Origin of the sequence: Streptococcus oralis, assembly GCF_026782235.1 — a bacterium.
Taxonomy (GTDB): Bacteria; Bacillota; Bacilli; order Lactobacillales; family Streptococcaceae; genus Streptococcus; species Streptococcus oralis_CC.
Genome location: NZ_JAKUWE010000006.1, coordinates 1 through 24,442, shown reverse-complemented (window position 1 = coordinate 24,442; position 24,442 = coordinate 1). Strand labels below are relative to the sequence as shown.

Here is a 24,442-nt window from a genome sequence, read left to right as displayed (position 1 = left end):
AAACGATATTCATATAGGAGAAATCATGAACAAAACTACATTCATGGCTAAGTCAGGCCAAGTAGAACGCAAATGGTACGTTGTTGACGCAACTGATGTACCTCTTGGACGCCTTTCAGCAGTTGTTGCTAGCGTACTTCGCGGAAAAAACAAACCAACATTCACACCACACACTGATACAGGTGACTTCGTAATCGTTATCAATGCTGAAAAAGTTAAATTGACTGGTAAAAAAGCAACTGATAAGATCTACTATACTCACTCAAACCACCCAGGTGGATTGAAATCAATCTCTGCTGGTGAACTTCGTTCTAAAAATGCAGTACGTTTGATTGAAAAATCAGTTAAAGGTATGCTTCCACACAATACTCTTGGTCGCGCTCAAGGTATGAAGTTGAAAGTATTCGTTGGAGCTGAGCACACTCACGCTGCACAACAACCAGAAGTTCTTGATATTTCAGGACTTATCTAAGGAAAGGAACAATAAAGTATGTCACAAGCACAATATGCAGGTACTGGACGTCGTAAAAACGCTGTTGCACGCGTTCGCCTTGTTCCAGGAACTGGTAAAATCACTGTTAACAAAAAAGATGTTGAAGAGTACATCCCACACGCTGACCTTCGTCTTGTTATCAACCAACCATTCGCAGTTACTTCAACTGTAGGTTCATACGACGTTTTCGTTAACGTTGTAGGTGGTGGATACGCTGGTCAAGCAGGAGCTATCCGTCACGGTATCGCTCGTGCCCTTCTTCAAGTAGACCCAGACTTCCGCGATTCATTGAAACGCGCAGGACTTCTTACACGTGACTCACGTAAAGTTGAACGTAAGAAACCAGGTCTTAAGAAAGCTCGTAAAGCATCACAATTCTCAAAACGTTAATCAATACGATTATATCAACGTTTCAAAGCACTCAAAAGTTTACCTTATGGGTGCTTTTTTCGTGTTTTTTTTAAAAAGTTTACCTCAAAGTTCACCTTATTTTTACCTTATTGTTTTAGAGACTTTAAAGCAAATTCCCCAACTGTCATAGGAACTACATTAGAAGTATTTACATAAATCTGTGTTGTTCCTGTATCGCTATGCGTTAGTGCTTCAGAAATGGCTTCTAAGCTCATTCCTGCTTGTTTTGCAAGTGTGGCTCCTGTATGTCGCAGTTTATGAGGTGTAGCATGTGCCAGTTCTTTATGTCTCTTTCTAATACTTTTCATTTTATTGTTTAGATAGTCAGCGTGTAAAGGCTTGTTGATGTTTCCTTTTGTGTCGATATATGTAAAAACAAATTGTTCTGGATTACTGATGATACCAAACGTTGCCAGTTCATATTTTTGTTGTTCTTTCCAAGAGGTAAGGAGCTGAAGTAAGTCATTAGAAATAGAGAAAATAGTTTTCTTATTTCCCTTAGTAGATTTTACTTGTCCATATCTATCTAAAGCTTGAATTAGCTGAATCTGTGATTTTGAAAAGTCGATATGTTTCCATTGAAGAGCATAGGTTTCAGATTTTCTATCACCTAAGAAAAAAGTGAGATAAAATAGGACATAATCTTTCAGAGTTATTTTATCATTATCTAAATCTTCTTGAAATGCTGAGAACCATTCTTGTAGTTGTTCATGAGTTAGATATAAATCCTCCTCTTTCTTTGACTCTGCAAGTTGAATCTTTTTAGTGGCCTTTATTCTTCTTAATATTTTTGCAACTTTATTAGCTTCTATATATTCAAGTTCTTCTGCCCAATCAAAAATAGAAATAACATAACTTCGTAAAGTTTTGAAGTTTGCATATTCGTTAGCTTTTGAGGTCATCAAATTTAGAATAACCTGTTTATTTTGGTTTAAAAATTGAATCGTATAGTTGCCAAGAAGTGGTAGTATATGCTTTTCAAAACATGTTTTGGTATTAGCAATTGTTGACCTGCTTGGTGGTTTAGAAGTAGATGTAGTTTGTCCTTCTTTATAAGATCCCCACCAGATATTGTTATAGAAGTCTGAGAAAAGAATATCTCCTTTTACTAGTCCTGTAAATTCATTATCTTCTATTTGATTTAACTTGGTAAGCAAGTCTATCTCAGCTTGCCTTGCCTCCTTTCTTGTTTTGAATCTCTTATCGTAATAATTGCTATTGACAATTCCAAGTGGCATTCGTGCTTCAATTGGGATATAGACTTTTAAGCGATAAGTTCCGTTTTTTGTCTTATTGATAACCATGATATTCTCCTTGTTGTGTATCGAACCAGAAAATATCATGACTATTATAAAACAAAAATATAGATATTTCTAGTTTTGTGAGTAAAGCCATGAATTAATGGCCTCTTTATTAAATCGTATAGTCTTACCTATTTTTATTGTAGGCAGTCCTCGTTTGATCCAACTATCTAGAGTATTGTTTGAGATTCCTAGATAGTGGCAAGCCTGCTGTTTGTTTAAAAATGGGCTTTCAAGGTTACTATTGTTCAATTTAATGTCAATTTCTTTCTTGATGAGCTCAGCTAGTAGTTGCTGAATTTGTTGAACTTGTTCATCTGGTAAAATGACTTGCATAAGTTATTTCTCCCTATTATGCTATAATTGAAGTATCAGTTGATTTTTAATCATCTGTATTTGCCTCATCAGTATTGCTCGCCAAAGTATCTTCTGATGAGGTTTTTTTGCTGTTTTGGGGATTATAACGTCTAGAATCTAAAAATTTTGTAAAAAAGTAGGTTCGTTCAATTATTAATCCCAGTAGTGAAATATCTTTATTTCTAGCGTAGTGAACTAAGTCTTCGAACTCGGTAAAATTGTTATCGGTGATTACATCGATAACAGTTTCTAGAAATAAATTTGAATTTTGCTCTATCAAGAACTTATCAAGTTCGAATCCGCAACCTGATTCAATATCCTCTATATTGTATAAAGTTTTTTCAGGGTTTTCTGCATGTATGAAATAATCGTACATACCTTTTGGTGACATGACAACTTCAACGTGGGAAGGTGTATTGAGTTTCTCAGTAAGAAGCTTTGATACTTGGGAATAACTTTTTAGCGATTCAAAAAATAAGACTCCGTGCTTGTGCGATTTTTTAAATTCCCCAGTTTCCCTGTTAATGTCCTTATCATGCCAAGGGCTAAGAACAAATGGAATGTGTAACTCTTCGAGAATTTCTAAATAATTTTCTGGGGCACTTTCCTTATAGAATAGGAATGCCCATTTATTTGAACGTTTTTCTTTAGCCATTTTGTCTTCTTTCTATGATTATTGATTATTGATTTATTGGGGGTCGTAGTAACCCCAATAAATCTTCTCTTGGGGCTTTGCCCCAGACCCCAGCCTCTCCTGCCCGATGATAAAACATCGACCTGAAAATGCTTGACAGCTAACAAGGGACGGGTAGTATTTTTCTTCGCTTCACTCCTTGCCTTCGGCATCGTTATGCTTGAAAAATCTCCACCCTTTAGCCCTTGCAAGCAGTCATTTTTCTGCTGACAATGTCGTGCCGACACTAAACCGATGATGAAACTTCAAAAAAGATTACTGTCGTACTTAACAAGTGTAGCAGAAAAAGCGCTAGCTATATCTTGAAAATAGCTCCTGCATCCGTTGATTTAAACGTTCCTCGTCTCTTACTTGAATAGTACGAAACATCTTGACAGGTTCTCCCTCAGGTTGGAAATAGCCATATCCTCGCGGTTTTACTATGACTTCATCTTTTTCCATATCAGGGAAAAGAAGTTGTCTGTTGTTTGTGGCTAGCAGAAAGCTAGTTGATAAGGATATAACACAATTAAAATTGTAGCGCCCTGGAAGGTCAGACATCAAGAAACGTTGACTAGATAAAACGATTCGCAAACCTAGACTTCTACCCATGCTATTCATCATCAACATCTTTGACAAAACATCTTTGTGTTTTTTCTTATCTGTTTGTTCAAGATATGCAAGAAAGGCTTGCCACTCGTCGAAAATCAAGTAAAGGTTATGAGAGTTTTCTTCTTGCTTATTTAGTCTCGCATCAAAGCGTTGGTAGACTGTTTCGAAGAGTTTTAGACAGTTAAATCCTCTTGCGACATGGTTGCCAGCCATTGAAAACATCTTTTCATCTGCCTTGAAATCCATAAAATAGGCTTCAGCAGTTTTGTCATAAAAGGAAATCAATCCTAATAGCCTCCGTAAAAAGGTTGATTTTCCTGACCCTGACGGTCCTGCAATTATCCAAGCGAAATATTGGTTAATATCAATAGAAACAGAGGTAGGGTGTCCTCTGGTATTGATTTCAAAGATATTTTTTAACATCTTAAAAATCCTCCTCTTTCTCAACACTAGACTGTCTTGTCATACGATTGTAGGTAGCTTCTTTAATAGGTTTTACATCAAATTTACCTACCCAACCAGCACCTACATTTAGTTCAACAACCAAGGTATCTAAACCAAATTCATCAGTATATTTTGAAAGAACCCCCATAAAGTAATCTTCAAGGAAATTCTTTTCGGTTTCATTCAAATTTTTTGCAAGATAGACCCAAACATCTACACCACCAGTGGTAGCAGGGGAAACTGTTTTTATACCCAAATCTTGAAAGAGTGTTTGATTTAAGTGGTTAACAACATTTTTGAGAACAATTGATTTTCTTGTTTGTAATTGAACAGTTTCTCTCTCTTTTGACCACCAATTAAGGATTTCCTTTATTAAAGATATAATAGTCTGTATTTGAACTCCAGATAGTAGGAGAGATTCATTAAAAAGATTAGTTTCCCTTTTATGAACAGTTCCTGACAAATATAAGAATTTTCTTTTTAGAAAAATGAATAAAACATTAAGAGATTGCCAAATAATTGCTAACATTAAAGATTTTAATAGGAAATTTAAAATTAACATTGTAAATACCTCATAAAGTATGTTATCGCCCAATATTTGGGCGATAACATATTAACTAAGCCAACCACTCGGAACGATAACCTAGCTCAATCCATAGGGTTAGATGCACACAAGATTTTTTTATCTTTTCGTTTTGAATAGATAACTTTTTTATTGTTAATAATGGAATAATTCCTAATCTTAGCTGATTAAGTGTTAATTGCCAATTTAGCAGATTTTTTAAATCATTTTGCTGAGACTCACTGATTTGATTAGAGATTTCGAGTTTTTGAATGTATGTCCCTTTAAACATCTTTAGTTCGTAGGATTCAACATTGTTGATAGAAAAACACGAATTTCCTAAAAATCTAACTTCTTTACCTACAGTTGAGCGTAGAGAACTATTTAAAATATCTTGACACTTAGTTTTAGGTAGGAGAGTCAAATTTGTAGGATAAGTTAGAACTTGAGTTTGATTATCGTGCATAGACTATTCCTCCACTATAATACTTCTTCAATGTTTAAGACTAAATCAATTCCGATTGGCTGTTGGAACTTATTTAGCTTAAAACTGATTTCAGCATTTGATAAATCAAGAACTTGTCCTACTAGACTAGATAAATCTTGATTACTAAAACCACGTACCTTAACCTTAAATTTAGGAACATTTGACGTTCTGTTAATTTTGGAGTAAAGTTCGTATTCATCAGATTCAGCACATTGTAAACTAGCGTAAGGTATAGCTGGTTTGTTATCTGTTGCCTCGATTTGACCTGTAGAAAAGCTCATTACAATACCTTCAGTTGGCAAAGTAAATTGCTCTTTGACAACTTCGTTAAATTCTACTGGATTAGCAAAAGTGTCCAGCACACTTCTTGATTTAGACATAATCGTCCTCCTCCCGAAAAATATATGGTCAGACTATCGCGAATGCTGACGAGTAAAAAGTTATAACTTAGACTACACCCATAGTATATCTTTTTTTAATTCTCCTTGAGATGCGGGTTTGAAATAAATTCCGCAGTTCTAATTTTATAAAATACTGACTAAGTTAAAATACAAAGTCTTATAAAATGGTATACTATTGTAGTGAGATAAAGTTGTCTGATATTTAAAACTTAAGTATGTGAGCTTGAAAAGCAACGTACATCTTATTTTTATTTTAGATAGTAGGTGTGTTATGAACCAATATGATTATTTTAATTCCGAATTTTATCCTGGAAAAATTAGTCTTAGAGATATAGTAGATTTTTTAAAAAATCAGATTAGCTCAGATCAAGAAATATCTTCTGATGAGTTATTACAAAAAATACAATATAATGACATTTCTGAAAAAGAAATTTCTATGAATGAATTGGCGAAGTTTATAAATAAAAAAAGATTTCCAGATGTTAAAAAAGATTTTTTATTAGAAAATTTTAACATAATTATAGATGCTCAGCGAAAGAGAGATAAAAAAAGTAAATCTTATTCGAGAAGAGCTTTTTTAGATAAATATTTTGAAGAATTAGCCCCAGAATCAGAAGATACCTTAGCAAAATGGTGTAAAGATGAGCCTAAAAAAGAATCAAGTAGATTAAAATTATTATTTGCATTTGATAAAATGCCTGTTGCTCATGAGATGTTCAATGATTATTTTTTAAAAAAAGTTTTAGAAGAACAGTTTTCAAAATACTTAATGAAGGACAAAAATAGTAAAGAAGACTCGCTTGAAGTAGCTATGCTATGCGATATTTATAATTTAACTCATTTCTTATTACCTTCTTTAAAGATATTGGCTAACAGTGTAGATAGTGATTTAAATCAACAAATAAAGAGAGAGGTGGAAAGAAACTTAGGAACTAGGTTGAATAAAAATTCTTATAAAAAAGAAATGAGTATAATTAACAATATTCTTAAAGAAGTATCGGGTGATAATTTAAGATTGAGTAGAAAACAATTCGAGAAATTTTTATCCTTATTAAGTTCAAAGGGGTATATTTTCGATCTAAATTATCCTTCTGAAGTTGAACTTATTGATAAATTTCTTAATATTACGAAAGAACAGGAATTTTCAATGGAATGGGATGATTTAAAACCAAATAAAGCATCAGGTTATATTATTCATAAGAATAAATTCAAGGGATTAACGAATCATAGATTTTATTGCAAATCTCCAAATAGTAATAGTAAGTATTTGAAAACTGAACTGCCTAGAAAGAATATATTTAAAGATAAAAAGCTTGTTTTAGATGGAAAGGGCAAGAAAAAAGTATCTAAAGAAGTGATGCAAACAATTAAAAAAACTAGCATATCTAGTAATGTAGCTATTGTTAAACAAAAAATTTGTATAAATTTAATTTATAAGTCAAATAAAAATATAAATTTAGCATTTCGTCAGTTACCCAAGTTTAGTAATAATACTATAAGAAAAGGTAAAAGTATATCGAAGGATCGTAAAGCATTGGTGGATGTTGAATATAATCAATGGTTTCATATAATTAATTACTTTTATAATGTAAATGTAACTATTAAGGATAGAACTATTAAAATTAAGGTTAAATCTCTATCAAAACTTCAAAAAGATTATAATCATTTTAAAGTTTTAGGAACTTATGAGAAGTTAGTAAATCAAAATAGTAAAAACTTTTTTGATAGAATTAAAGAAGCTGATCATTATGATAATATCTATTAAAAAATTGTCTACGGGTGAGGTTATTTCTGCTATCGTAGCAACTGGGCTTGCAACGACTAAATGAGGTTGCTGAACTTGGTGCAAGTGCTATACTTACTTTAGCAGGAAAACGAAAATGTAATAGATAAAAAGAAAGAGAGCATAGGGCTCTCTTTTTTATGATGTTGTTCTGATATGTAAAAATTTTATATAAGGTAAACTTTTGATATTCTGGTTCGATTTTTGCTTATTTTTATGAAAGTTTACCTTATTTTGATGAAACTGATTGAAATTAGTTGAAATTTTATTTTTTGAAAACTTATGTAAACGTTGATTTCAAAACACTTTGAAATTAGATGAAATAAGTGGTGCCCCAACCAGGTCTTAAGAAAGCCCGTAAAGCATCACAATTCTCAAAACGTTAATCAACACGATTATATCAACGTTTCAAAGCACTCAAGAGTTTACCTCATGGGTGCTTTTTCTGTTCACCCCAAATATTTGAACCTTGAATTTCTGTTAATACGTTCCGTTACGACTGTTGGCTTTAAAATAATTAGCTTTATCGTAAGGCTCATACCCTAAAAAGGCTAATAACTCTGCTTGAAGCAGATCGTTCATAACTGTTTCAAGGAATGAACGAAAAAATTCATCAATATCTTGCTTTTGGGCTAAGAAGTTAAGTAGTTTTGTAGTAAACTGTGTCATAGGAATAAACCCCGTTCCAGTAATGTTTCGTAACTCTACTATAACGGATTTCTTCCTGTTTGTGTTTACACGACTTATTTTACACTACCAAAAGAACTTTAGCTATTGGGTATGCAAGCTAAAGTTCTCGGCTCTATAATTTCTGTAGTGGGTAAAACCACCATAGGAATTATAGAGTCTATTCTTTCAACATTTTCTGAAAAAGGAGTATAATGAGGGTGTAAATATGAAATCGCTTTAATGATTTAGAATCGAGGAAAGGCTTATGAGTAATTCTAGACAGAAGGGGACTACATTAGGAACCTGTGCCTCTGATCAGGTTTATCAAGTGTTGCAAACGAGTCCTCAAGGGTTAAACTCACAAGAAGTAAAAAAGAGGCAAGCAACTTATGGTCCTAACCAGTTGAAAGAAAGTAAGAAAGAACCTATTTGGTTGACCTTTGTCAAACATTTTGCCAGTCTCATGGCCCTCTTATTGTGGGTTGGTGGCTTTATTGCTGTGATTTCCCATAGCTTGGAGTTGGGAATTGCGATTTGGCTGGTTAATATCATTAATGGTCTCTTTAGTTTTATTCAAGAATATAAGGCTAGTCAAGCCACGGCAGCACTGAATAAGCTTCTTCCATCCTATACCCGAGTTCTTCGTGATGGAAAGGAAGATAAAATCCTTGCACAGGACTTGGTGCCAGGTGATTTGGTTTTCATTGAAGAAGGTGACCGTATTTCTGCAGATGGACGTTTGGTTGCTGTGACAGACTTGCAGGTAAATCAGTCTGCCCTCACTGGTGAGTCTAATCCCATTTATAAATCAGACCAAGCAGATTTGACTCCTGATAAGACTGAATTGGAATATGACAATATGGTGTTTGCAGGGACCACAGTTTCCTCTGGGTCAGGACATTTTATAGTATCTGCTATCGGTATGGAAACTGAGTTTGGACAAATTGCAGACTTGACGCAAAACCTAGCTCAGGAAAAGAGCCCACTGCAAAAGGAACTGGACCATTTGACCAAACAGATTTCGGTTATCGCAGTATCTGTAGGTCTCTTCTTTATGATTGCAGCAACACTATTTGTCCATCAGCCTCTTTCTCAAGCTTTCATCTTTGCCTTGGGAATGATTGTTGCCTTTATCCCTGAGGGGTTACTTCCTACAGTTACCCTCTCTCTAGCTATGGCTGTACAACGCATGGCTAAAGAACATGCTTTAGTGAAGAAATTATCTTCTGTTGAGACTCTTGGAGCAACCTCTGTTATTTGCTCAGATAAAACAGGGACCCTAACTCAAAATGCCATGACAGTTAATCATTTATGGACCTTGTCAGGTAATTATGAGGTAACTGGGCTAGGTTACGCACCAGAAGGGCATATTGAGAAGGATGGTCACCCTGTGTCTCTGAAGGGAAATGACCTCCTGAATCGTCTGGTTCGCTTTTCTCACTTGGCTAGTAATGCTCAAGTGGTTGCGCCAAGTGCTGACAATCCCAATTATACGATCTTAGGAGACCCGACTGAAGCTTGTCTTAATGTTCTTGCAGAAAAAGCAGGTATTGATTTAAATGACAACCACATCTGGGCTCCTCGTATCAAAGAAATTCCCTTTGATTCGGATCGTAAACGGATGACAACAGTACATAGTCTCGAAAAAGGTCTGGATGGTAGTCACCATATTTCCATCACTAAGGGTGCGCCTAAAGAAGTGATGGACCTTTGCTCAGACTATTATGATGGTCAAGGAGCAATCAAATCTATGACTGCTACAGAACGTCAAGCAATTCTTGCTGCTAACGATCAATTTGCTCGTGACGGCTTGCGTGTTTTAGCTGTTGCTTATCGTCCTTTGGAAAGTGAAGATATTAGAGAAGACAAGTGGAATATGCGGACCCTCGAAGAAGATATGGTCTTTGTGGGACTTGTTGCCATGAGTGACCCTCCACGTCAAGGTGTACGTGAAGCAATTGAGCAATGTCACCGTGCTAGTATTCGGATTATCATGGTTACAGGTGACTATGGCTTGACGGCTCTTAGTATTGCCAAGAAAATTGGAATTGTAAAAGGTGACGATGCCCGAGTGGTTTCAGGGCTTGAACTGGCAGATATGACCGACGAAGAGCTCAAAGTAGCTCTTAAAGGTGAGATTGTTTTTGCTCGTGTGGCTCCTGAACAAAAGTATCGTGTAGTCAATGCACTTCAGGAACTTGGTGAAGTTGTTGCTGTTACTGGTGATGGAGTAAATGATGCCCCTGCTTTGAAAAAGGCTGATATCGGGGTAGCTATGGGAATATCTGGAACTGACGTCGCCAAGGAATCTGCCGATATGATTTTAACGGATGATCACTTTGCTTCTATTGTCCATGCTGTTGAAGAGGGACGTGCCGTTTATCGAAATATTCAAAAATTCCTGACCTATATTTTTAATTCCAATACACCGGAAGCTGTACCATCTGCCTTCTTCTTGTTCTCTTTGGGGCGCATTCCTCTTCCCTTAACAGTTATGCAAATCCTAGCGATTGACCTTGGAACAGATATGATGCCCGCTTTGGGACTGGGGGTTGAGCCACCAGAAGAAGGCATTATGGACAGGCCACCAAGACGCCTATCAGATCGTTTGTTAAATCGGCAATTATTATTAAAAGCCTTTGCTTGGTATGGTATGATTGAGTCTGTTTTGGCTATGGGTGCCTTCTTCCTTAATTATTGGGTTAATCAAGGACATCTGAATCATCTAGCTAGTTCAGGACCTCTTTATCGAGAGGCAACAACCATGACTTTGGGAGCTATCATCTTCACGCAGATTGGTATGGCTATGAATAGTCGCAAAGGTAGAGGATCTATTTTCAAAATCAAACCATTTGCAAATAAGATTATTAGTCTGGGTATTATCTTAGAAATCATTCTCTTTATTATCCTGTCCTATGTACCTCTTTTCCACACTCTCTTTAATACAGCTCCGATTGGTTTTGATGATTGGCTCTATTTGCTCGTCTGTCCATTTATCATTATGGCTCTAGAGGAAATAAGGCACCGACTATTTGATTAAGAGTAAGCCGGTGGCTTACTTTTTAGGCTCTATAATATTTGTAGTGGGTAAATCCCCTATGGATATTATAGAGCCTATTCTATTGTATAAAAAAGTCCTATAAGACCTATAATGAAAAGCGACTAAACAACTCATTAGAAAGAATCATATGGAACCATTACATTTTATCACAAAACTGCTTGATATCAAAGATCCAAACATCAAGATTGTAGATATCATCAATATGGATACACACAAGGAAATCATCGCTAAACTGGACTATGAGGCTCCATCTTGTCCTGATTGCAGAAAGCAAATGAAGAAATATGACTTTCAAAAACTTTCTAAGATTCCTTACCTTGAAACGATTGATATGCCTACTAGAATTCTTCTTAGAAAGCGTCGTTTTAAGTGCTATCATTGTTCGAAAATGATGGTCGCTGAGACTTCTATCGTCAAGAAGAATCACCAAATCCCTCGTATCATCAACCAAAAGATCGCTCAGAAGCTAATTGAAAAGACTTCTATGACCGATATTGCTCAGCAGATGGCCATTTCAACTTCAACTGTCATTTGAAAGCTCAATGACTTCCACTTTAAGCATGATTTTTCGCATCTTCCTGAGATTATATCCTGGGATGTTGAAACAGTTAGGGAAGTGACTGTTTCAATCGGGAGATGAAGATGAGTTTCATTGCGCAAGATTTTGAAAAGCTCGATATCATCACTGTTCTTGAAGGAAGAACACAAGCTGTCATCCGAAATCACTTTCTGCGCTACAATAGATCCGTTCGTTGTCAGGTGAAAATCATTACTATGGATATGTTTAGTCCCTACTATGAATTAGCTAAACAGCTTTTTCCATGTGCTAAAATCGTTCTCGATCGTTTTCACCCTTCGTTATTATATTTCTGAACTCAGGCTAAAACAGTCCACTGGACTGTTTTACTCCAACACTTAAACCGTGCTATGAGTCGTGTGCGTGTTCAAATCATGAATCAGTTTGAACGAAAATCTTTTGAATACAAGGCTATTAAGCGCTACTGGAAACTCATTGAACAAGATAGCCGTAAATTGAGTGATAAGCGTTTTTATCGCTCTAAACATCAAAAAAGAAAGGACGAATTTCGTCCTTTCTCGAGCTTAGCTTTTCTTCAATCTACTACAGTTGACAAAGAGCCAAGTTCTTTTGGTTTGTATAGTTTAATAAAATTAAATAAATCCTCTACTTCTGATGACAGTGTAGCTGATTTAAGGTGAGCGTAATAAACTGTAAATGTGATCTGGTCCTCCGGTATTAGAGGGATTTTTATTAAATCATCATCTTCATCAGAGAGTGCGATATCAGCTAGTAAACTAACGCCAATCCCTTTCTTTAAAAGTTCTTTAAGAATGACAATGTCGTCACTCTTGAAGAATATTTCTGCCCTGTTTTGATACTTCTGATTAAGAAGTTCAAAAGCTTTCAAGTGAACAAAATGTTCGTCTAAAAGGATAAAGGATTGATCCACTAAATCTTGAAAAGTGAGGGAAGAAGCGGTAGCAAGAGGGTGGTTCTTAGATAAAACGACATACAGTTCTTTATGAAATAGTTCATGCGTCTCTATTGAAGGATGATTGAGTGGTTCAATCAAACCGAGTAGGCTTGCATCAAGGTCTCCCTTGAGGAGAAGGTTTAATAACTCCACGGAGCCATCGCGGATGGGGCGTACTTTTTTTAAAAAATCAAATTCTTTTTCTTCATTTAGAGAAGCAAAGAGATACTGTATGATAATAGGAGGAAATCCTACAGTAGAGTAATGAACCAAAGAACGATTTATTTCTTTGCGAGCAGAAATGATCTCAGGTAAGATCAGTTCTGTGTGTTTCAGAAGGATTTCTCCTTGATGAGTCAGTTTGAAGGATCGGTGTGAGGGATCGTGGTGAATCAACTTACAATTAAAGGCCTCCTCTAATCGCTTGATGGCATAAGAAATAGAAGGTTGGCTAACTTTGTGCTGTTTTGCTACGTCTGTATAGGATTGGACTTGGCAGAGATCATAAAAATACTGTAGGTCTTTTAAGTTCATAAAGGCTCACTTTCAACATCTAGGGAAATAACCAGATAAATAATATTTATCCGTATCACTTCGTTTGACTATACGTTTTTTTACCAGTTATAATGTATGTGAGTCAGGGATATCAGAGGTTATCTAAGATACTTTCGAAAATGCTTAACATCTTTTCACGTTTATCAACAGGAAGTTGTTTAATCTTCATGTTCAATCTCTTTAGTGAAAGATTTTCAGTCTTATCAGAGGTGGATTCAAGGCTACTAAAATTGAAAAACTCCTCTGGGGTCATCTGTAAGGCATCAATCACTTTTTCTAGACTGTGAATGGTCAGATTCACACTTTGGTTTTCTAGTTGATTGATATACTTAAGACCAAGTCCCGCCTGTTCAGAAAGTTCTTCCTGGCTCATTTTGTTTTTTGTACGAAAATATTTCACTTTTTGGGAAATATATTGTTGTAAATAGTTTTTAGTTGTCATATAAATAGAATACAAGTTTTGTATGACAAGAAAACACCTTAAAAAACACAAAGTACTCTATAGCAAACTTAAAGGATATTTATTTTAATTAGGATTACCAATTTGTATAATTATTTTGTTATACTCGAAACTTTTAGTAAAGAGTAATTGTCGAGGGTTTGATGAGTTCAGAAATTTATAAAACAACTTAAAGTGTCATCAATAATAGTGTTTTAAGTATCAAAAGGCTTATTATAAATTTTCTCGTAGACTCATTATAACATATGCGTACACGATTGTATTTTTTAAACAACAAAGTTTTATAAACGATTCATTTTTGTGGTATAATATTAGTAAAAAAGGAGGTTGCACTATGACTGCACATGATATTTTAAACAATCCTTTCCTTAATAAGGGAACTGCCTTTACCTTAGAGGAGCGAAAGGAACTTGGCCTTATTGGGTTATTGCCACCTTACGTTCAAACCATCGAGGAGCAAGCAGTGCAAACCTATGCACAAATGCAAACAAAGGTCAATAATCTGGAAAAACGTTTGTTCTTAATGGAAATCTTTAATACAAACCGGACTCTTTTCTATTACCTCTTTGCTCAACATTTGGAAGAATTCAATCCAATTGTATATGACCCAACCATTGCAGATACGATTGAAGGCTATAGTGATCTCTTTGTAGATCCACAATATGCGGGATATCTTGATATTAATCATCCTGAAAATATTGAAGCAACTTTGAAAAATGCCGCCGGCGATCGCGAGATTCGACTCATTGTTGTAACAGATGCAGAAGGAATCCTTGGAATCGGTGACTGGGGAACAAATGGTGTCGATATTTCTGTTGGGAAATTGATGGTCTATACTGGCGCTGCTGGAATCGATCCTTCTATGGTCCTTCCTTTAGTCATTGACGCAGGGACTAACCGTGAAGAACTTCGTAACAATCCTAATTATTTAGGAAATCGTCATGAACGTGTTCGTGGGGATCGTTACTATGATTTTATTGATCAATTCGTTCAAACAGCAGAACGTCTCTTTCCTAAACTCTACCTTCACTGGGAAGACTTCGGTCGCTTAAATGCTGCTAATATTCTTGAGAAATACCGGAAACAAATCCCAACCTTTAACGATGATATCCAAGGGACTGGTATTGTGACTTTAGGCGGTATCTTTGGTTCGCTAGATATTAGTGGTGAAAAATTAACCGATCAAGTTTATCTCTGCTATGGTGGTGGTACCGCGGGTGCAGGAATTGCCTCTCGTGTTCTTCGCGAAATGGTGAGTGAAGGTCTTTCTGAAGAAGAAGCCTATAAACGTTTCTTTATGGTTGATAAACAAGGTCTTCTATTTGATGACATGGATGACCTAACTCCTGAACAAAAACCGTTTGCTAAGAAACGTGCTGACTTTAGCAACGCAGACAAGTTAACTGATCTGCTTGAAGTAGTAAAGACTGTGAAGCCAACTATTTTAGTAGGAACTTCAACTCAGCCCAATACCTTCACTAAAGAAATTGTAGAAGCTATGTGTGAAAACACAGAACGTCCAATGATTTTCCCATTATCAAATCCAACCAAGCTAGCCGAAGCAAGCGCCAAAGATTTGATCGAATGGTCAGATGGCAAAGCTTTTGTCGCAACAGGAATTCCTGCTGATACGGTTTCTTATAAAGGTGTAGACTATGTGATTGGTCAAGCCAATAATGCCTTGATTTACCCAGGTCTTGGTCTAGGTATGCTGGCTTCTGAAGCAAGTCTTTTGACGGATGAAATGATTGGAGCAGCGGCTCATTCATTGAGTGGTATTGTTAATCCAGGTCAACCAGGAGCACCTGTCTTACCACCATTCAAGTATGTAGCAGATGTTTCTATTAAAGTAGCAGAAGCAGTCGCTAAAAAAGCGCAAGAACAAGGTCTTGCACGTGCTAAAGAAACTGATATGGCTAAAGCAGTTCGTGATTTGAAATGGTATCCAACCTATAAATAAGTAAATGGAAATGGGGTGTACGAGTGTGACTGGATGCTTCGTACACCTCCTAATATATGCTAGATCATATAGAAAGGGAGACTATGGATATCTTTTTAACTTCAATTCAGAGTATTGTACCTATTATCGTCATTATCATTTTAGGTTACTTCTTGCAAGTCCGTGGTTGGTTTCAAGAGAGTTTTGGAAATGATTTATCTAAACTCATTATGAATGTGGCCATGCCAGTGGCAATTTTTACCTCTGTTCTTAAATATTTAACGTTAGATAAATTGATTAGCTTGTCTGGCGGTTTATTCTATACATTTATCGCCTTCATTCTCGGTTACCTAATGGCCTTTATGGCGGTGAAACTTTTTAGAGTGCGCCCAGGCCGTCGCGGAACCATGATTAATACCTTTGTTAATGCCAATACCATTTTTATTGGTTTGCCTTTAAACATAGCTCTGTTTGGAGATCAAGCCCTTCCCTACTTCTTGGTGTATTATATTACAAATACGGTATCTACTTGGACATTAGGTGTCTATCTAATGACCTCGGATAGCAAAGAAGGGGCTTCAAAGCAAGCTCAAAAATTCAACTGGAAGAAGCTCTTCCCAGCACCTTTATTGGGATTTCTCGTAGCCCTCGTATTTTTAGTGCTCCGTCTTCCTGTCCCAAGTTTTGCGGAAAGTACCTTGACTTATATTGGTAGTTTAACAACGCCACTATCTCTTATCTATATCGGTATTGTTCTTGCAAAGGCAGGCTTGAATACGATTGCTTTTGATAAAGATACAATCGTCACTTTGGTTGGACGCTTTATCCTAGCTCCTCTGACCATGCTTCTTGTATTGAAGTTTTTTGCCCCAAATATGGCAACAGCAGAATTTAAGACCTTTATGATTCAGTCTGCTACACCAGCTCTAGCAGTTCTTCCAATCCTTGCCAATCAAGGAAAAGGAGATGTTGAGTTTTCGACGAATGTGGTGACTCTAAGTACAGTGCTCTTTATCATTGTTATTCCAATACTCCAAACTTTATTAGGATAAGTAGGGTTATGGTCTGAGTGAAGGTTCTGAATTAGGAAATTCCCTATTTTAAAAATATTGCTTCAAATTTTATGAAATGAATCAGTAGATATCAATCTGAAAAACCCTGATATTGCGCTATTTTAAGTTCAACTGAAATCCAAACTTTCCAAGCAATTTCCAAATACAGGAACGAAGGATTCAGGACTTTTAGCATTCCTTGGGGCAAGTGTTGGACTACTTGCTTTAGCAGGAAAACGAAAATGTAATAGATAAATTTTATATGCTGTGAACTTTTTGATAAAATCTAGCTCAATTCGTGTATTTTTAGGGTAAAGTTCACACCATTCAAATGAAATTTATTAAAATTTAATGAAATTCTATTTTCTAAAAAAGCGGGAAAACATTGATTTTAAGCATTTACTGAAGGTTATTCAAATCACAGTTTTTTCAACCAATATTTAATTCCTTTCGTCTGTTAATAACATGAGCTTTTAAATCAATCACATTTTGAACAGTAGGTTCATAATTTTCAATCATTGATGATCCGATAGCATACCAAACGGTATCAAAATCTGAGAAGTTATCAAATTGAACTCCTAGAATAGTTAATTTATCTTTATTTACATCAAGAGTCACAGTAAACCTCCTTGTATAGTACTACTACTAGTATATCATAAATTTGTTAGATTCACACTAAGGAATAGAGAATGGTATTTAATTAAAAGATATAATAAACAAGAAAAAAACAGTAAACCTTTCGATTTACTGCTCTTCTACATAATTTATTAGTTATTTCATTTTCTTAACTGTTGTAAAATATCTCTGCAATCCCAACAATACAACAATACCATCAACTATAGGTATAACATACCAAATACTCTGTGCTCCAAATATGTATGGAAGAAAAATCATGGTTGGAATAAATAAAATTACTTGCCTTAGCATAACTAAAACACCAGCTGTTTTACCATCTCCAATCGCTTGGAAAAATGTCATAATCATAATCATTACCCCATAAACAATGAAAATACTATACATTATACGAAAGTTTGGAACCGCTAAAAATAGTGTTTCATCAGATAATCCAAATAAATTAAGAATCTGTTTAGCAAATCCTTCTGCCGGTATCCAAAAACAAGCTGCCAATACAATGGAACTAATAGTAAAAACATTAAATATTTTTTTTACCCTATTATATTGCTTCGCTCCGAAATTGGCACCAATAGCAGGTTGTAATCCTTGACTCATTCCCCATAGCGGAATGAAAGAAAAAGCTTGTATTCTTAATGATACTGCCATAATGGCTGCTGAAGTTTCTCCTCCATATCGAAATGCCTGACTATAAAGAAAACTCTGTTGAATAATAGTAAGTACCTGCATAAGCATAGCAGAAACTCCTACCGAAAACATCTCTCCTATTATTTCCTTTTCTTTTCTTATCAAGCCAATTTTTACAGTTTCACTTTTTTTCTTAAAATACCAAAGCGTAAATACTGCCTGAATAAATTGTGCTGTTATTGTAGCAATAGCAGCTCCCTCAACTCCATGTTCTCTAAACATTATCATTAAAACTGGATCTAATACTATATTTATTCCTGCTCCCAATGACATAATTAACATGGCTCGTTTCATTAAACCCTCACCACGCATCACCATATTAGCTGCCTGTGCAAAATTCACAAATATGGATCCAAGAAAAATAATTCGTAAATAACGAGTAGAAAGATTTAAAAGTTCTCCCTTAGCTCCAAATATCATAAGAAGTTGTCCGCAAAATAAATACCCTAATATTGTAACGATTGTTGACAATAACAAAACCCAAAAGCAAAGATTCCCCATAACTTTGTCAATGGTTCTTTGATTTCCTTCTCCAATTGCTCTGGAAAGTAAAGATGTTGACCCTACACCAATCAAGGTAGCAATCCCTGTATTGATGTAGGTAAATGGGGTAGCAATGCCTACTGCCGTCATGGCTTTTTCACCAAGTATTTGACCCGCAAAAATCCCATCCATTAACGGATATACTCCAATAACAATCATTCCTAATATCGCAGGTAATGATAGCTTAATTAATATTTGTAATGGCTGCTCTGTTAACAGCTCTTTACTATTTTTATTCATACAATTACACCTCTTCTTCGTTTTCTATTAGAACGTCAATGACCATTTTTTTAAGAATGTGACGTTGTGAAATTAAATGTTCTCTGATACCCAATGTCTCACAACCTAAGATGAAAGTATTAATCAAATCATTGAGTAAATTCCAAGATTCTTTAGAAATCGTCAAACCTCCGTTTTCCTCTAACATTTGCTCAAAATCCCTTATATTACTATCCCTTATATCTTTATAAAGTTGTTGTAAGGTTTCATCTTCCTGCATCGACTGCAAGAACATAACATATATTGGAACAAATATATTGTTGGAAAGCGCCTTATCAACCATTAGTTCAGCTAATACCTCTATACCTAAAGGGTTTGGAATTTCAGCTATCTTTTTTTTAATAATATCTTCCCTATATTTACAACCTCGGATTATCATGTCGTAAAGAATTTCAGATGTGCTTTTATAATGATGATACAATCCTCCTGCGGATAGTCCGGTAGCTTGTACTAAATCATGCATACTTGTGTTTTTATATCCCTTTATTGTAAAAACTTCCAATGCAATATTCTGTATTTCTAATTTTCTTTCATTTGCTGTTAGCCTTTCTCTTTTCATTTGCTCCTCCTTACCGATATGGTTGTCGGTAAGGATATCTTAACATTAACTAACCAAATTGTCAATATCTCAAATATACAAGATAACCTATAATATTTTTATCGTGTAGAAAAGTTCTTTCAAATGAGATTAAAATCCCTGACAAAGTAATCTCCATAACCATAAAGGTGATATGATATTTATAAAACATGACTTATTGTATATCAAAAATAAAAAACATTTCATTTAACTGTTGAACAGATTGTTCCCTTATTAACCTATGAAAATATTTTAAATTTTGTAGAAAATCATTGATACAAAAAGCAAGTGACTGTTAGAAAATCACTTGCTTTGTTTTTTAAACAATAATGGTGTGAATTTTGGTATTTAGTAGCTCAATTCGTGTATTTTGGGGGTAAAATTTATACCATTCAAATCAAATTAGTTGAAATTATATGAAAATCCACTTTCTGTAAATAAGGGAAAACGCTGATTTTGAAGAGTTTTGAAATTTATTAAAACTAATTCTGTTCAAACCAGGTCTTAAGAAAGCTCGTAAAGCATCACAATTTAGTAAACGTTAATTCGAAAGAATTACGATACTTACAAAGAGCATCTTTCGGGGTGTTCTTTTTGATTTCTAGAGCATCGATACTATAACAAAAGTAATTGTTCAGGCACGGCATGATGGAGCTCTTATGGGGAATTATTAAATTTGAGATGTTTCAGAAATCTGAGAAGAATTTTATGTCTTTAGAAGATCTTGAACAAACTACTATAGGGCATGCTACTATAATAAATTGATTAAAATAAGACTAAAAGGCTGTAATACTGTACGGAACTAAATCCTTGGATAAATTATTTTGGAGCCGATATACGACGAGAACTTCGCAAAGAATTCCTACTACCCTTTTGAACAATGAAAAGATAAAACATTTCTAGTTCCCTACTTCTGAGGTAGTTCCTACGAAATTGCCACCTATATAAACCGAGACTGTTTATTTATGGTATCTCTCTATTTCTTATCTATACTCGTTTAGGAGTTCCCTTGAATAAAAGTTTTCTCACTTTCGATTTTTTAGCCTTTTTCAGAGAATAGATGCGACTTTTAACAATAAGTTGTGAATTTATCTAAGCAGAAATCATTGACGGGTTGATTCTATTGACATGCCAAATGATCATACCTAGCATAATTTAAGCATATCCTGAATTGTAAAGGTTTTTACCAGGCGGTTGCCATGTTGGCATTAAATTTAAATGCTTTAACATCTGTGATAGCAGAAAAATGACCTTAGGATGTTTGATTTAAGGAAAAGCCACACTCTAGTAATGGGGCATTCAGCTAGTAGTTCTAGTCCGATGATTCTTTGCTTTCTCTTTAGAAACTTTCCTATTCTTTTTCTTTTATATACTGTTCAATAACATGAGTTAGTTCTTGTTTTATATTTTTTTACTCTATATAATTCAAGAGATTTACAAATTCGTGAGAGATATTTTTAGACTAATAGTATCTACTGGATTCCTCAAATGGTCTTATATTTTTAATATTAGGTCTGATTGCTTTCAGTAAATGGGTATCCACAATCATAGTTTTAGTATATAAGACCTCTCCTTTAAAGTAAGGCCTGTGTTTATTTAGAAGTGCTTTGGCGATTTATTAGAAAGATTAATGATAATATAATCCTTCTTTGCTTTTAAAGTGATTGATTTATCACATATTATTTATTTGATTCATATTTCAGAGGAGAGGAAATGAATAATAAGTAAAGGCAATTGATAAATCTAATATGGCACGTATTTTATTGTAAGACGATTTTAATTATTCTGAATACTTTATATTGAACTCTACACGTAGAAGTTAGTCTATTAATTTATGAAAATTACTAGACTATCATCAGTAATTATCGTATAATGGAAGTGGCTTTTTGCTATATTTCCATACTGACTAAGGGTAGTGATATCCTTGCTAAAGATTAGAAATAGCTCTTGAACAAAATCAATATCGTAATTGCATCATTTTTACATAAATTATGCAGATATTGTATCAATGAATCTTACGATTGAAAGGGGTGTTGCTTATTAAGGGAGATAATACACTGTTCAATTCATTTTAATTATTTAGAAAGGAAAAATCATGAAATTAAAAAAATTGTGGCTCTACATTTTAACGCCACTTCTAGTTTTGTTTGGCTCGATAGCTCTCTCAAATCCAGTACAGGCGCAAGATTTGACAGATAAGGTCACATTGTCAAATGTTGAAATACGAAGTTCGGGGTCTGGTGTAGCTAACGAAACTTTTTGGCATTCTAAGGGACAAAAAGAGGTACGGGCTCTCTATTATGGGGAGTACAGTTTTCCCAATTTAGGAGCAGGAGAGATAAAGAATGGTGATTATTTCACCGTAAAAGCTCCAGATGGTCTAGATTTAGTTGACGCTACATTTGAATTAAAGGATAGTGTAAGTGGAGAGGTACTAGGACAAGTTACAGCAAGTAGTGCTACGAAGACAATAACCTTTACATTTAATGAAAAAGCTGAAGATAAGCAAGATATTAGAGGGACATTTAATGCTACTTCAATACTAAAAACAACTGGAGAAGTGAATAAAGTTACGTATCATTTGCCTGGAGGAAAAGATCAAACAATTACCTTTAAACCTCATGGTAGTGATAGCCAAGATGTGCCAGTTGAAGGCGAAATTGGTTATAAGGGTGGATGGACAACTTCTGATACGGACCATCTAGCCTGGTGGATGCGAATCAATCGTGCTGGCGAAGATTTAACTGGAAAAGTTGTCAAGATCAATGATAGCATTGACACCAGTAAGGGGTCTCTAGCAACTTATCTTGTAGATAGTTTTAGATTCTTTGAGGTGGAATACAAGACACAGAATACAAGTAGCGCAGATGTTGTTTCCTATGGTCACGAATATAAAGTTACAACGGATCCGACAGTTTATCAAGCGAATCCAGATGATACGGCACTGTTAACCCTCAAAAATGGTGGTACTTCATTTGAACTTTTATTGCCAACCAATACAGGGACTAAAACTTTACGTTTAGAGTATAATACGACTACTCCTGCAGATGGAACGGAAGTTGTTAACAGTGCAGGGATAACTTATGATGGTGTCCCTCAGAAAAGTTGGAAATCTTGGGATGGAAAAGACACTGGTAGCACAACTATGAAATCAGGTGTCAAATCCGTTAAAGGAGCTGGTGCAACTGTTACAGCGGATCTTGCTGGTAAAATTAAAATCACCAAGTATGATGAAGCGGATGCTGCTGTGAAGTTAAGTGGTGTTGTCTTTGAAATTCTTAAGAAGAGTGATAGAACGAAAGTTGCTGAAATTACGACAGATGAACATGGCGTTGCCCTTTCTCCAGTTCTCTCAGAAGGTCAATACATTGTAAAAGAAAAAGCACCTAAGTCAGGTTATATTGCAAATAGTCAAGAGTTTGAAGTAGAGATGAAAAAAGAGGGTGTTCCTCTAAACATCTCCAACAAACGTGAGACAGTTGACTTTGAAGCTACTAAGACTTGGGTAGGTGGAAAAGCCTCAGATTATAAGAAAGTTAAGCTCGGTTTGTATGTCCATAAAGAAGGACAGACTATTGAGGACTCTAAACCTGTTTCTGGTAGCTATACTCCAGAAGTGACAGAATCCAATGGTGTTTATACTTACAAATGGGCGAAACAACTTCCTAAGTATGATGTTGATGGAACAAAATTAATCTACTCTGTTCGTGAGCTTCAAGATACTACTGAACTTCCTTTGAAAGAAGGAGAGAAAGTCGCATCTAACGATCATAACTACATCGTCTCTTACAATGCAGACAAGACACAAGTAACCAATACTTATGAGGTTCCAAAAACAAAAGTAACTGCGAATAAAGTCTGGACTGGTGGAACAGATAGTGTTCGTCCAAGTCTCTTCTTTAAATTGTATCGTACTCTAGAAGGTGGTACTGAAGAAGCAGTTACAGATGCTGACCAAAAAGAAGTACCTAAGACAGACGGTGCTGTAGAATGGTCAGATCTTCCTGCGACCGATCAAAATGGTGTGACATATACCTACAGTGTTAAAGAGGTTGATAAAGGTGGAAATCCAGTTACTACAGTTGATGGCTATACCTCTGAACAAACAGCAGAATTAACTGTTACCAATAAGTATGCAGTAAAACCAACTTCAGCTTCTCTTGAAGTGACTAAGAAGTTGACTGGACGTGAGTTGAAAGCTGATGAATTTGAGTTCACTTTGACAGACCAGGCTGGTAATGTTGAAACAGCGAAGAATGATGCCAACGGCAAAGTTAAGTTTAAAGAGTTGACCTTCAATGAAGCAGGCACTTATACTTATAAGATTGCTGAAAAAGCGGGTACTGCTACAGGTATCCAGTACGATACTAAAACCATCACAGCTACAGTAACTGTAGCGGACAATGGTAAAGGTGTCCTTGAAGCAACCGTTGCTTATGACGGCGAAAAAGCATTCGAGAATACTTACACACCAGCGGGAGCTACAAGTGTCACTCTTGGAGCTAAGAAAGTTCTTGAAGGTAAGAATCTTGAAGCAGGCAAATACAGCTTTGAATTGAAGAAAGAAGACGGTAGTGTTGTCGAAACAGTGACAAACGCTGCCGACGGAACTGTGACCTTCTCACCAATCTCATATGATGAGAGCCAAGTGGGAACTCACAAGTACACTATCTCAGAAGTTGCTGGATCTGAAACAGGAATCACTTACGATAAGACAGTTCAAGAAGTTGAAGTTAAAGTTGAAAAAGTCAGCGCAACTGAATTGAAAGCAACTGTTTCAAAAGAAGCAAAAGATCTAGTCTTCACCAACAAGTACACACCAGCAGGAGCTACAAGTGTCACTCTTGGAGCTAAGAAAGTTCTTGAAGGAAAAGCTCTTGAAGCAGGTAAATACAGCTTTGAATTGAAGAAGGAAGATGGAACTGTTGTCGAAACAGTGAAAAACGCTGCCGATGGAAGTGTGACCTTCT

20 protein-coding genes and 2 pseudogenes are annotated in these 24,442 nt (G+C 35.5%); 9 read left to right on the top strand and 13 right to left on the bottom strand.

Annotation, left to right across the window (positions count from 1 at the left end):
• Nucleotides 1-25 precede the first annotated feature (25 nt).
• Complete coding sequence (gene rplM / locus MK396_RS08840; RefSeq protein ID WP_221161188.1) at nucleotides 26-472, top strand: 50S ribosomal protein L13; 447 nt, start codon at nucleotides 26-28, stop codon at nucleotides 470-472.
• A gap of 18 nt (nucleotides 473-490) precedes the next feature.
• Nucleotides 491-883 carry a 30S ribosomal protein S9 gene (gene rpsI / locus MK396_RS08835; protein WP_000075969.1) on the top strand — a complete coding sequence of 131 codons (393 nt, stop codon included), beginning with the start codon at nucleotides 491-493 and terminating at the stop codon, nucleotides 881-883.
• A gap of 107 nt (nucleotides 884-990) precedes the next feature.
• Here rpsI and MK396_RS08830 read toward each other — a convergent pair whose 3' ends face one another.
• The 7 genes from MK396_RS08830 to MK396_RS08800 form a co-directional block, all read right to left on the bottom strand.
• Nucleotides 991-2,208 carry a site-specific integrase gene (locus MK396_RS08830; RefSeq protein ID WP_268724320.1) on the bottom strand — a complete coding sequence of 406 codons (1,218 nt, stop codon included), beginning with the start codon at nucleotides 2,206-2,208 and terminating at the stop codon, nucleotides 991-993.
• Between the two features lie 69 nt (nucleotides 2,209-2,277).
• Entirely contained in the window at nucleotides 2,278-2,541 is a 264-nt protein-coding gene (locus MK396_RS08825) for a helix-turn-helix domain-containing protein (RefSeq protein WP_049550706.1), read from the bottom strand.
• Between the two features lie 46 nt (nucleotides 2,542-2,587).
• Nucleotides 2,588-3,217, bottom strand: coding sequence for a replication protein (locus MK396_RS08820; protein WP_268724319.1), 630 nt, complete (start codon nucleotides 3,215-3,217; stop codon nucleotides 2,588-2,590).
• A gap of 330 nt (nucleotides 3,218-3,547) precedes the next feature.
• The gene (locus MK396_RS08815) at nucleotides 3,548-4,270 is read right to left on the bottom strand and encodes an ATP-binding protein (RefSeq protein ID WP_000916628.1); all 723 of its coding nucleotides are present in this window, start codon (nucleotides 4,268-4,270) and stop codon (nucleotides 3,548-3,550) included.
• 1 nt (nucleotide 4,271) lies between these two features.
• A complete protein-coding gene (locus MK396_RS08810; RefSeq protein ID WP_268724318.1) occupies nucleotides 4,272-4,853 on the bottom strand; it encodes a hypothetical protein in 582 nt (193 codons plus the stop codon).
• A gap of 55 nt (nucleotides 4,854-4,908) precedes the next feature.
• On the bottom strand, nucleotides 4,909-5,319 hold the full coding sequence (locus tag MK396_RS08805; RefSeq protein WP_268724317.1) for a hypothetical protein: 411 nt from the start codon (nucleotides 5,317-5,319) through the stop codon (nucleotides 4,909-4,911).
• A 14-nt stretch (nucleotides 5,320-5,333) separates the two neighbouring features.
• On the bottom strand, nucleotides 5,334-5,720 hold the full coding sequence (locus tag MK396_RS08800; protein ID WP_268724316.1) for a hypothetical protein: 387 nt from the start codon (nucleotides 5,718-5,720) through the stop codon (nucleotides 5,334-5,336).
• A gap of 292 nt (nucleotides 5,721-6,012) precedes the next feature.
• On the opposite strand from MK396_RS08800, the gene MK396_RS08795 reads away from it, so the two are divergent.
• Complete coding sequence (locus tag MK396_RS08795) at nucleotides 6,013-7,506, top strand: hypothetical protein (protein ID WP_268724315.1); 1,494 nt, start codon at nucleotides 6,013-6,015, stop codon at nucleotides 7,504-7,506.
• Between the two features lie 501 nt (nucleotides 7,507-8,007).
• On the opposite strand, the pseudogene MK396_RS08790 reads toward MK396_RS08795, so the two are convergent.
• Nucleotides 8,008-8,193: pseudogene (locus MK396_RS08790) on the bottom strand (transposase); the annotation flags it as partial.
• A gap of 265 nt (nucleotides 8,194-8,458) precedes the next feature.
• Between MK396_RS08790 and MK396_RS08785 the strand changes: the two are divergent.
• On the top strand, nucleotides 8,459-11,233 hold the full coding sequence (locus MK396_RS08785; protein WP_268724314.1) for a cation-translocating P-type ATPase: 2,775 nt from the start codon (nucleotides 8,459-8,461) through the stop codon (nucleotides 11,231-11,233).
• Nucleotides 11,234-11,381: 148 nt separating this feature from the next.
• Nucleotides 11,382-12,310: pseudogene (locus MK396_RS08780) on the top strand (ISL3 family transposase); the annotation flags it as partial.
• 56 nt (nucleotides 12,311-12,366) lie between these two features.
• Here the strand turns inward: MK396_RS08780 and MK396_RS08775 are convergent.
• Nucleotides 12,367-13,281 carry a LysR family transcriptional regulator gene (locus MK396_RS08775; RefSeq protein ID WP_247918050.1) on the bottom strand — a complete coding sequence of 305 codons (915 nt, stop codon included), beginning with the start codon at nucleotides 13,279-13,281 and terminating at the stop codon, nucleotides 12,367-12,369.
• Nucleotides 13,282-13,393: 112 nt separating this feature from the next.
• Complete coding sequence (locus MK396_RS08770) at nucleotides 13,394-13,744, bottom strand: helix-turn-helix domain-containing protein (protein ID WP_084852164.1); 351 nt, start codon at nucleotides 13,742-13,744, stop codon at nucleotides 13,394-13,396.
• A gap of 352 nt (nucleotides 13,745-14,096) precedes the next feature.
• Between MK396_RS08770 and MK396_RS08765 the strand changes: the two genes are divergently transcribed.
• The 3 genes from MK396_RS08765 to MK396_RS10045 all read left to right on the top strand — a co-directional run bounded on the left by MK396_RS08765 (nucleotide 14,097) and on the right by MK396_RS10045 (nucleotide 17,008).
• Nucleotides 14,097-15,722, top strand: a complete 1,626-nt coding sequence (locus MK396_RS08765; RefSeq protein ID WP_268724313.1) for a malolactic enzyme — start codon at nucleotides 14,097-14,099, stop codon at nucleotides 15,720-15,722.
• An 83-nt stretch (nucleotides 15,723-15,805) separates the two neighbouring features.
• The gene (locus MK396_RS08760; RefSeq protein ID WP_268724312.1) at nucleotides 15,806-16,753 is read left to right on the top strand and encodes an AEC family transporter; all 948 of its coding nucleotides are present in this window, start codon (nucleotides 15,806-15,808) and stop codon (nucleotides 16,751-16,753) included.
• Nucleotides 16,754-16,885: 132 nt separating this feature from the next.
• The gene (locus MK396_RS10045; protein WP_419150879.1) at nucleotides 16,886-17,008 is read left to right on the top strand and encodes an LPXTG cell wall anchor domain-containing protein; all 123 of its coding nucleotides are present in this window, start codon (nucleotides 16,886-16,888) and stop codon (nucleotides 17,006-17,008) included.
• A gap of 174 nt (nucleotides 17,009-17,182) precedes the next feature.
• Here the strand turns inward: MK396_RS10045 and MK396_RS08755 are convergent, their stop codons facing one another.
• The 3 genes from MK396_RS08755 to MK396_RS08745 form a co-directional block, all read right to left on the bottom strand.
• Nucleotides 17,183-17,371 carry a hypothetical protein gene (locus tag MK396_RS08755; protein ID WP_268724311.1) on the bottom strand — a complete coding sequence of 63 codons (189 nt, stop codon included), beginning with the start codon at nucleotides 17,369-17,371 and terminating at the stop codon, nucleotides 17,183-17,185.
• 153 nt (nucleotides 17,372-17,524) lie between these two features.
• Nucleotides 17,525-18,856: an MATE family efflux transporter gene (locus tag MK396_RS08750; protein ID WP_221161183.1), complete on the bottom strand. Its 1,332-nt coding sequence runs from the start codon at nucleotides 18,854-18,856 to the stop codon at nucleotides 17,525-17,527.
• A gap of 4 nt (nucleotides 18,857-18,860) precedes the next feature.
• On the bottom strand, nucleotides 18,861-19,454 hold the full coding sequence (locus MK396_RS08745) for a TetR/AcrR family transcriptional regulator (protein ID WP_268724310.1): 594 nt from the start codon (nucleotides 19,452-19,454) through the stop codon (nucleotides 18,861-18,863).
• Nucleotides 19,455-21,567: 2,113 nt separating this feature from the next.
• Here MK396_RS08745 and MK396_RS08740 point away from each other — a divergent pair.
• Nucleotides 21,568-24,442: Spy0128 family protein (locus MK396_RS08740; protein WP_268724309.1), on the top strand; the 2,875-nt coding region annotated here is incomplete at its 3' end.